This is a genomic window from Rhizobium sp. AN5, from assembly GCF_900215255.1.
GTDB classification, from domain to species: Bacteria; Pseudomonadota; Alphaproteobacteria; order Rhizobiales; family Rhizobiaceae; genus Agrobacterium; species Agrobacterium tumefaciens.
The window spans coordinates 2,883,825-2,893,409 of record NZ_OCMJ01000004.1 but is presented as its reverse complement, the minus strand read 5'-3'; the positions used below and the strand labels follow the sequence as shown (position 1 = coordinate 2,893,409).

At 59.1% G+C, this 9,585-nt stretch carries 10 protein-coding genes and 1 pseudogene; 5 read left to right on the top strand and 6 right to left on the bottom strand.

What is annotated here, in order from left to right:
* Together CRP02_RS26725 and lepA are read left to right on the top strand one after the other, a co-directional pair.
* A partial coding sequence (locus tag CRP02_RS26725) for a nitrilase-related carbon-nitrogen hydrolase (protein WP_323455391.1) occupies positions 1–409 on the top strand: 409 nt, incomplete at its 5' end.
* A gap of 61 nt (positions 410–470) precedes the next feature.
* Positions 471–2,306: pseudogene (gene lepA, locus CRP02_RS26720) on the top strand (translation elongation factor 4).
* A 72-nt stretch (positions 2,307–2,378) separates the two neighbouring features.
* On the opposite strand, the gene CRP02_RS26715 reads toward lepA, so the two are convergent.
* On the bottom strand, positions 2,379–2,786 hold the full coding sequence (locus CRP02_RS26715; RefSeq protein ID WP_003514594.1) for a DUF2000 family protein: 408 nt from the start codon (positions 2,784–2,786) through the stop codon (positions 2,379–2,381).
* A gap of 94 nt (positions 2,787–2,880) precedes the next feature.
* Here CRP02_RS26715 and CRP02_RS26710 point away from each other — a divergent pair, with 94 nt between their 5' ends.
* The gene (locus CRP02_RS26710; protein ID WP_179784176.1) at positions 2,881–3,663 is read left to right on the top strand and encodes an AraC family transcriptional regulator; all 783 of its coding nucleotides are present in this window, start codon (positions 2,881–2,883) and stop codon (positions 3,661–3,663) included.
* On the opposite strand, the gene CRP02_RS26705 is transcribed toward CRP02_RS26710, so the two are convergent.
* The gene (locus tag CRP02_RS26705) at positions 3,664–4,551 is read right to left on the bottom strand and encodes an NAD(P)/FAD-dependent oxidoreductase (protein ID WP_097172746.1); all 888 of its coding nucleotides are present in this window, start codon (positions 4,549–4,551) and stop codon (positions 3,664–3,666) included.
* Between the two features lie 153 nt (positions 4,552–4,704).
* On the opposite strand from CRP02_RS26705, the gene CRP02_RS26700 reads away from it, so the two are divergent.
* Entirely contained in the window at positions 4,705–5,163 is a 459-nt protein-coding gene (locus tag CRP02_RS26700) for an Rrf2 family transcriptional regulator (protein WP_097172745.1), read from the top strand.
* Between the two features lie 70 nt (positions 5,164–5,233).
* On the opposite strand, the gene CRP02_RS26695 is transcribed toward CRP02_RS26700, so the two are convergent.
* Together CRP02_RS26695 and CRP02_RS26690 are read right to left on the bottom strand one after the other, a co-directional pair.
* A complete protein-coding gene (locus tag CRP02_RS26695; RefSeq protein ID WP_003514590.1) occupies positions 5,234–5,551 on the bottom strand; it encodes a hypothetical protein in 318 nt (105 codons plus the stop codon).
* Between the two features lie 88 nt (positions 5,552–5,639).
* On the bottom strand, positions 5,640–7,037 hold the full coding sequence (locus tag CRP02_RS26690) for a PLP-dependent aminotransferase family protein (RefSeq protein WP_179784145.1): 1,398 nt from the start codon (positions 7,035–7,037) through the stop codon (positions 5,640–5,642).
* 116 nt (positions 7,038–7,153) lie between these two features.
* On the opposite strand from CRP02_RS26690, the gene CRP02_RS26685 reads away from it, so the two are divergent.
* Entirely contained in the window at positions 7,154–8,029 is an 876-nt protein-coding gene (locus tag CRP02_RS26685) for a DMT family transporter (protein WP_097172743.1), read from the top strand.
* An 11-nt stretch (positions 8,030–8,040) separates the two neighbouring features.
* On the opposite strand, the gene CRP02_RS26680 is transcribed toward CRP02_RS26685, so the two are convergent.
* Positions 8,041–9,138: a GH25 family lysozyme gene (locus CRP02_RS26680; RefSeq protein WP_097101151.1), complete on the bottom strand. Its 1,098-nt coding sequence runs from the start codon at positions 9,136–9,138 to the stop codon at positions 8,041–8,043.
* A gap of 177 nt (positions 9,139–9,315) precedes the next feature.
* The gene (locus CRP02_RS26675; protein WP_003514584.1) at positions 9,316–9,504 is read right to left on the bottom strand and encodes a YegP family protein; all 189 of its coding nucleotides are present in this window, start codon (positions 9,502–9,504) and stop codon (positions 9,316–9,318) included.
* Positions 9,505–9,585: the final 81 nt, after the last annotated feature.

The window sequence follows — 9,585 nt, the reverse complement described above, 5'->3', positions numbered from 1 at the left end:
CCTCATCTGTTACGACAACGAGTTCCCGATGCTTGGCCGGAAGCTGGCCGAGCTTGGCGTTGAATTGGTTCTCGCTCCCAGCTGCACCGATACGCTGGCAGGCGCCTACCGGGTGCGCATCGGAGCGCAGGCGCGGGCGCTGGAAAACCAATATGCCGTCCTTTCCTCCCCCACGGCGGGTGAGGCTCCATGGTCTCCCGCCGTCGATGAAAATCGTGGCCGCGCAGCACTTTACGTGCCTTCCGACTATGGCATGCCCGCATCGGGTATCGTCGCGGAAAGCCAAAGCGATGCGGTGACACACAGCACGTTGCTGATCGCCGATATCGACCTTGCTGCCGTGGCTAAGCTTAGAACCGAGGGACAAGTGGCCACCCGCCGCGACTGGCCGGAGCAGTTTGCGATCTGAAAAGCCCATTTTAAAGGGCTTTTAACCAAATTCCCGCTTTGCGGCATGAGAAGCCCCTGCTATAGCGCGGGGCATGAGCACAAATTCGACCCGCACGCCCCTGGACCATATCCGCAACTTCTCGATCGTTGCCCACATCGATCACGGCAAATCGACGCTGGCCGACCGGTTGATCCAGTCGACAGGCGGCCTTGCCGAGCGCGATATGTCAGAACAGGTTCTCGATTCGATGGATATCGAACGCGAGCGCGGCATCACCATCAAGGCCCAGACCGTGCGCCTGCACTACAAGGCGAATAACGGTGAAACCTATGTGCTGAACCTCATCGACACGCCCGGTCACGTCGACTTTGCCTATGAAGTGTCCCGCTCGCTTCGGCCTGCGAGGTTCGTTGCTGGTGGTGGACGCATCTCAGGGTGTGGAAGCCCAGACGCTGGCCAACGTTTATCAGGCAATCGACAACAATCACGAGCTGGTGACGGTCTTGAACAAGATCGACCTGCCGGCCGCGGAGCCCGACCGCATCAAGGAACAGATCGAGGAAGTAATCGGCATCGATGCTTCCGAAGCTGTGTTGATTTCGGCCAAGACCGGGCTTGGCATCCCCGATGTTCTCGAAGCCATCGTCAACCGCCTGCCGCCGCCGAAGAGCGAAGTCGGCGAGAACGGGCCGCTCAAGGCACTGCTCGTCGACAGCTGGTACGACACCTATTTGGGCGTCATGGTTCTCGTGCGCGTCATCGACGGTGTGCTGACCAAGGGCCAGCAGATCCGCATGATGGGTTCCGGCGCGAAATACGGCGTGGAGCGCGTTGGCGTGCTCACCCCGAAGATGGTCAATGTCGACAGCCTCGGCCCCGGCGAGATCGGTTTCATCACCGCCTCGATCAAGGAAGTCGCCGATACGCGTGTTGGTGATACCATTACCGACGACAAGCGCCCGACGGCGCAGGCCCTGCCGGCTTCAAGCCAGCGCAGCCCGTGGTTTTCTGCGGCCTCTTCCCTGTTGATGCAGCCGACTTCGAAGATCTGCGCGCGGCAGTGGGCAAGCTTCGCCTCAACGACGCCTCCTTCTCCTTCGAAATGGAATCGTCTGCCGCTCTCGGCTTCGGTTTCCGTTGCGGCTTCCTCGGTCTGCTGCATCTTGAAATCATTCAGGAACGCCTCGAGCGCGAGTTCAATCTCGACCTCGTCGCCACAGCACCTTCGGTCGTCTATGAAATGACGCTGACGGATGGCACCGAGAAGGAACTGCACAACCCGGCTGATATGCCTGATGTCGTGAAGATCAAGGAAATCCGCGAACCGTGGATCAAGGCGACGATCCTGACGCCGGACGAATATCTCGGTGGTATCCTGAAACTCTGTCAGGACCGGCGCGGCCTGCAGACGGAGCTGACCTATGTCGGCAACCGCGCGATGATCACCTATGAATTGCCGCTCAACGAGGTGGTGTTCGATTTCTACGACCGGCTGAAATCCATCTCGAAGGGTTACGCCTCGTTCGACTACAACATCATCGACTATCGTGAAGGCGATCTCGTCAAGATGTCGATCCTTGTGAACGGCGATCCGGTGGACGCACTCTCCATGCTGGTCCACCGCTCGGCGGCAGACCGGCGCGGACGCGGCATGTGCGAAAAGCTGAAGGAACTCATTCCGCCGCACATGTTCCAGATCCCGATTCAGGCGGCCATTGGCGGCAAGGTCATCGCCCGCGAAACCGTGCGCGCACTGCGCAAGGACGTGACGGCGAAGTGCTACGGTGGCGATGCGACGCGTAAACGCAAACTTCTGGACAAGCAGAAGGAAGGCAAAAAGCGCATGCGCCAGTTCGGCAAGGTGGAGATTCCGCAAGAAGCTTTCATCGCTGCGCTGAAGATGAACGACGAATAAGCAAAGGCTAAATCGTCGCTGATTTGACAAGGGAGGCTCACGGCCTCCCTTTTTAAATTCACGGCACCTGCTTCAGGCATGCAGCTTCGCGCCCTTGGTAATCTTGTCGACGATTTTCTTGTCCGCCCTCAGCGCCATGCCGACGACCTTTGCATTGTCGGGAGAAAATTCCGAAAACACCTGGCGGTTGGCAACATCATGACCGGTTGCGAACATTTCCTCGATATAGAGCGATGTCGTGACCTCGCGTTCCAGGGATCGCTGATGGATTTTGCGCAGTGCTTCCTGATCCGTGGCCATGACGACTATCGGCTGGACGGACAGGGGATTGTAGACGTTACCCGCCCCGTCGCGGTATGGTTCCCCGATGATCTCTCTGGTCTGGGCGACGATGCCGGACATGAGAAATGCGGTGACGTTCAGTTTTTGCCACACGGCAAGGTCATCACGAAGGATGACGGCGATCTTGGTATCAAACATGCGAACTCAATCTGGCTGTGGTTACGAAAGAGAAGCGACCCTAGCCCCTCAGGGTACGAGCGATCTTGAACGTTCGTGCAAATTCGAGGGGATCGTGCAGGCCCCTTCCAGCGAAGGTATCGAGCGCATCGAAGCGCGCTTTCACGGCAACGCCTATGCACCGCATCGCCATGACACCTATGCGCTCGGTGTGACTCTTTCCGGCGTCCAGACGTTTTCCTATCGTGGCACATCGCATTTCAGCACGCCCGGAAAGGTTATCGTGCTGCATCCGGACGAAGTTCACGATGGTGGTGCCGGCACCGACGAAGGCCTGCGCTACCGTATGCTCTACCTTCCGCCGGAAAAAACTATGGAGGTGGCGACCGGATTTCACGCGCTGCCATTTGCAAAAAATCCCGTCATCGAAGACGATGAGTTCCGGCAATGCCTGATAGAGGCTCTCGGCAATCTCGAAGGCGAGCCGGACAATCTGCTCCTGACCGACTGGCAATCGAGACTTTCGGATCTGCTCTGGAAGCATTCGAACGGAAACCAGAGAACCATCAAGCGGCTTGACCGGATCGCCGTTTTCCGTTGCCGGGATTACCTGCTGGAGAATAGCGCGCTTGCCGTCAGCTCAGAGAAGCTGGAGCAAGTAAGCGGGCTTGATCGCTTCACGCTCTTTCGGCACTTCCGCTCCCTGTTTGGCACGAGCCCGCACCGTTATCTCATCATGCGGCGTCTGCAAAAATGCAAGGACATGATGCGGGCGGGTGCGGGTCTTGCGGAAACGGCGTTCGCCTGCGGCTTTGCGGATCAGGCGCATTTTACCCGCCACTTCAAGAATGCCTTCGGCATGCCTCCGGGGCGCTGGCTGAGCCTTGTTTCGCACTGATCATTCCGGAAACATGATCGACCTGTGCGCCGCAGTCCCTGCCATGGCGCCATCCCCCACCGAAAGAGCAACCGAGCCGGCGGGCCTTGCCACATCACCGCAGGCGAAGATTCCGCGCGCTGTCGTCTGTTTCATGGCATCCGTCACGATGCTTGAACCCATCGGCCCCTCTTCCACGGCGCAACCGAGCTTTTCGATCCAATCCGAGGCAATCCGCAATTTCGGTTGCGTGAAAAGACCGGCCAAAGCAATGCTGCGCCCATCCGCAACAACGACATCCGCATACCCCGCGATCTCTCTGATACGCTCTTTTTCCACCCGAACGCCCCGGGCTGACAAAAGCGCATTCTGTTCGGCATCCGGCACGAATATACCGTTGGTAAAAAAGGTCGTTTCACCCCAGTCCGGAAGCATCAGTGCATGGTGGATGGCCAGCGGTGAGGCCGCGACGACACCGATCCTGCCCTGATCCAGTTCGTATCCGTGGCAATAGGGGCAATGGAAGACGGCGCTGCCCCAGCGTTCCTTCAGCCCGGCTATATCAGGCAGTTCATCAGCAACGCCTGTGGCAAGGATTAGTCTGGCCGCCCTTTCGCGGCGATTGCCATCGATCTCGATGACGAAGTCATCGAATGATCCTTCGGCATTCGTCACCCTGCCCTTTGCCCAGTGTATCGTCGGGTAGCGCTCGATCTGGCGGCGTGCCTCGGCGATGATGTCGCCCGGGGCCTTGCCGTCCTGTCCTAGAAAACCGTGGGAATGGCTGGCGAAGCGGTTTCTCCGCTCACCCGCATCCACCACCAGGATGTTTTTTCTGGCGCGCCCGAGCTGCAAGGCGGCGGACAAGCCCGCATAGCTGCCGCCGATGATAATGACGTCGTATTTCATGATGCACCTATCGTTCAACAACGCGCCGGAAGCGCCCGTTCGTTTCACGATACTTATATTGTTACATGAATTTTGGAGTCAATAGTCACGCAACTTATATTGTTACGTCATATGCAAACTGGTAATGTCGCGGAAAACAGGCGGATTTCACCGATGAGACACGACACGCGCCTTTCACGGGTGCTGCATATTCTGATCCATATGGAAAAACATGAGGGGGCGGCGACCTCTGAAAGCATCGCGACGATGTTGCAGACGAACCCGGTGGTGGTGCGCAGAACCATGGCGGGCTTGCGGGAGCACGGTTACGTGTCGTCGGAAAAAGGCCATGGCGGTGGCTGGGTTCTGGCGCGACCGCTCAGCGAAATCACGCTGCTCGATATTTACCGGGCGCTTGGCGCGCCGGAATTTTTCTCGATTGGGCTGGCAGGCGATAATCCGAACTGCGTCGTAGAGCAGGCCGTCAATGCTGCCCTTTTCGACGCCATGAACGAGGCGGAGGCCATTCTCCTGTCCCGCTTCGGAAGCATTACGCTTTCGGCGCTGGCGGAAGAATCGATCAGCCGCTGGTCCAGATTGTCCAACCACCCCTCTGCGATGGATCAGCTCTAACGCCGCAGAGTTGGCGCAATAAAAAACCGCCTGCCGGAAGGCAGGCGGTTTTGTCAGATTATCTAACCCATTACGGCTGCGTCTGCGTGCCGCCGGTATTCGGGCTTGCCGGTGCTGCATTGTTGGCAGGCGGTGTTGCCGGGACGGTCGGAGTCACGGGCGCCGGTGCCTGTTGCGTTGCCGCAGGCGGCATGGTCGAGGATGTCGTGGCCGGATCGGTGTTCGGGCCGCTCATCTGCGACCAAGCGAAAACGCCTACCAATGCGACAACGAGAATCGCCAGCCATGGCATCCACGACGGAGACTTCCGGGCAAGCGGTTCATTGCTGATATTCAGTTCCGGACGAAGATCACGGTCCGGGCGCGGATTGTTTGGATCGAATGTCATGGTATTTCCTCCTCTTCATTCTGAGAAGAAAACGGCGTTCACGGGATTTTGTTCCGATTCTCCTCGGCGCGCACAATATGGGCGATAATTACGCGCTCTGCCTGAGGGCATCTGCCAGCACCGCCATGACCTGAGGAGCGGCCATTTGCGACACATTGAAACGCATGAAAGCGGATGCGTTCTGCGCGGAGCTGAAAACATTGCCGGGTGCCAGCACCACCTGCTGCGCCAGTGCCCGGCGTGCCACATCGGCGGCGTCGACCCCCTCCGGCAGGCGGCACCATAAGAACATGCCCGCCTGCGGTTCGATCCACGGCACACATCCAAGCGCTTTCAAACGCGCCGCCGCCTCAGGCACCGCCGCCGCGAGACGCTGTCGAAGAGCCTCGACATGCTTGCGATAACTACCGTCAGTCAAAAGCGACAGGATCAATGCAGCCGAAAAATTGGCTCCACCAAAAGCAGTGGCAATCTTGAGATCGGTCAAGGCTTCCACCCATGCCGGAGGCGCTGCGATGAAACCGCACCGCACGGAAGCAGACAGGGTTTTAGAAAAACTGCCGATCTGGACGACCCGGTTCAGACCATCGAAAGCAGCCAGCCGTGGTGCCGCCTGCGTTTCAAAATCCGCAAAAATATCATCCTCGATGATGGTGAGGCCCGCCTGTTCGGCCAGCATCAGCAGGCGATGGGCGGAAACGGCGGAAAGCCTTGCGCCTGTCGGATTATGGATCGCGGAATTGGTAATATAAAGACGTGGCTGATGCTCTTTCAGTGCCTGCTCGAAAAGCGGCAGGTCCGGTCCAGCCGGCGTATAGGGCACACCAACGATTTTCACCCGATGCGCCCGCAAGAGAGCGCGGAAGTTGAAATAGCAGGGATCATCAACAATCACCGTATCCCCCGGCTGCAGCAGGAAACGACACAGGAGATCGATCGCCTGCGTGCCGGAATCGGTGAGCATTATCTGGCTGGCGCCCGCCTGTACGCCATGTTCGGCGAGTCTGCGGGACAAAAGCTGACGTAGCGGCAACAGCCCCATTGGGCTCGCATAATCCGTCAGCAGGGAAGCATCCGCGCGGGCAAGCCCCCTCATAGCCCGCCGTAGCGCTTGCTCCGGCATCCATGACGCTGGAAGCCAGCCGCAACCGGGCTTGGCAAGCGCCGCTCCCTCGTCCAGCGCCTGGCGCGACACCCAGAGCGGATCCACCGCCCTGTCCAGCCGAGGCTCGATATCGGCCAAAGACAGGGGCGCTAGCGGACCCGCCACATAAAATCCCGAACCCGGTCGCGAGCTTATCGTGCCATCGGCAACCAGCCGGTCATAGGCCTCGACGACGGTTGAAGTGGATACCTGCATGGCCTTCGCAAGCGCTCGAACGGATGGCAATCTGGCGCCGGGAACGAGGCTTCGCGAAGCGATGCGTTGCCGCATGCTGGCCATCACCTGTTCTATGCGCGTTCCCGTCGCGAAGTGTCCGTCCACATTTCTCTCCAACCGTACCGTCCAAACAACCATAACAGTTTCTTGAAATTGTATACGATTGTCGCTGTTTTCACCAGCCGTTCCGGATCAAGAAAGGGAAATTGCAGGAGACGATCATGGACAAGACGACAAGCGGTTGGCTGAGCGGCCTTATCGGCGTGGTGATATTCAGCGGCTCGCTGCCCGCCACGCGGGTTGCGGTAACGGGTTTCGATCCGGTGTTCCTGACCCTCGCCCGCGCCAGCATAGCCGGCCTTCTGGCGCTCGCTTTGCTTTTTGTGTTCCGGCAAAAACGCCCGGCGCGCGATGATCTGGCATCCCTTTTCATCGTGTCCTTCGGCGTGGTGGTTGGCTTCCCGCTGTTGACTGCCCTCGCCTTGCGGCACATCACCTCGGCCCACTCCATCGTCTTTGTTGGGCTTTTGCCGCTCGCAACCGCGGTTTTTGCCGTGCTGCGTGGTGGAGAACGCCCTCGGCCCGCCTTCTGGTTCTTTTCCTGTCTGGGCAGCATTCTCGTTGCCAGCTTTTCATTGTCGAATTCGCTGGCCTCCGGGCTCGGAGCCTCACTTGCCGGCGATCTCTTGATGCTGGGTGCGATTATCGTCTGTGGGCTGGGATATGCTGAGGGTGCTGCCCTTTCCCGCAAACTGGGGGGCTGGCAGGTCATCTCATGGGCATTGGTTCTCTCCCTGCCTCTGATGCTGCCGCTTGCCTTTTTCACAGGGCCGCAAACCCTCGCAGGCATCGACCCGCAGGCCTGGGGCGGCCTTGCCTATGTTTCGCTGTTCAGCATGCTGATCGGCTTCATCTTCTGGTATCGCGGGCTGGCGCTTGGCGGCATTGCCGCGGTGGGCCAGCTGCAATTGCTGCAGCCGTTCTTCGGGCTGGTGCTTGCAGCAACCCTGCTTCACGAGGAGGTCAGCCCTGCGATGATCGGCATCACGCTCGTGGTGGTGCTCTGCGTTGCCGGCGCGCGAAAATTTTCGCGCTGACGCCCGCCCCGTCAGCTCGAGCGGCGGTCTATCCAGCGATGCCAGGCATCCTCATTGCCGTTGAAGACATTGAGATCGATGCGGCCATCGACACCATGCGACAGGCCGGAGCCGGAATATTGCCAGAACAACCACTTGCGGCCGGGATAGACCACGGACGGATGCTGGGCAACGGCGCGCAGCCAGAAGGGGTAGTCCTGGAACTCGCCGGTCAGATTGTCCTTATAAAAATCGGGCGCTGTGTAAATGATCGGACGCTGTCCGTAATGGCGCTCGAGCTTGTCCATGAACACGCGCATCTTTTCCAGAATACGCTCACGGGAATGGCGCATCTTGCAGCTCGATTCGCCGTTATATTCCACGTCGATCACCGGCGGCAGCGCATCCGGATCGCGCGGTACGTTGCGAATGAACCAATCCGCCTGCTCGCCGGCGGAGCGGCACCAGTAGAAGAAGTGGTAGGCGCCACGACGGATGCCCGCTTCCTTTGCTCGCTGCCAGTTGGTGCGGAACATCGGGTCAAGATGATCGCCGCCATCCGTCGCCTTGATGAAGGCGAAGTTGGCACCGCGTGTGCGCAGCTGCGGCCAGTCTATATTGGCCTGCCAGCGCGAGACATCCACCCCGTGGACCTGAAAATGGCGCGGCTGAACCCTGCCGAAATTGATGGGCTTGGCATCGCTGAAGCTGGAGCGGAAAATGCGCGAGCGGATCTGCGCACCGGCACTCGCCGCCGGGGCGGCAGCCATGGCCAATTGTACCGGACGCTCCATCGGGCGCTCTGCCGGTCGTACCATTCCAGCCTGTGACGGTGACGGCAAACGGGTTTCAAGCGCGTTCTGCGGCACGGGCGCTCGTGGGGTAACGGCTGAAAAGGCCTTTGGCTCTTCGGGCACCGGCCCGCCCCATGCCAGAACTTCCTGTCGCGGCTGGGCCGTGATGGGCTGGCTGCCCACGCTTGCCTGCGGCACCGGCGCGGATGGCGTAACCGAGCTCGTGGTTTCCTTCGACGGCAGGCCGGCCATCAGGCTTTCCGGCCCGGAACTGGACGTACAGCCACCAAGCAGAAGGCAACCGAAGAGAAGTGCTGGCACAGCCGATGAACGCATGAGAACCCGTACGCAAAACAATCCAGGGGCACTCTGACGCCGCCCGGGAACCTCGAAATACAATTGCTAACGGAAGATTATCAAAAAAGACTGAATCTTATCTTTACGCCGACACCTTCCAACGCGCCTGTCATTTCTGGCAGGAGAATGCCTCAAGGTTTCGCGAAACGGAGAGCCTCAGGCGGTCATCGTGCTCAGATCGACCGTGTCGGCGCCGGGGGAATTTTTCTTGATCGATTCGATGGCGTGGATGGCCGATGCCTTGGCCTTGTATCCTTCGGACGAAAACATCGTTTCCCCGTTGGATGCTTTGAAGCGGAAGCGATATTCCCCGGCCCTATCCTGATAGATTTCGAATTTATACATGATCTTGGCGCCTCCTTGGCAACGTCGGTGAAACACACTCAATTCTGAGCGGCCTTAGCCATATTCGCAACCGATAATTGC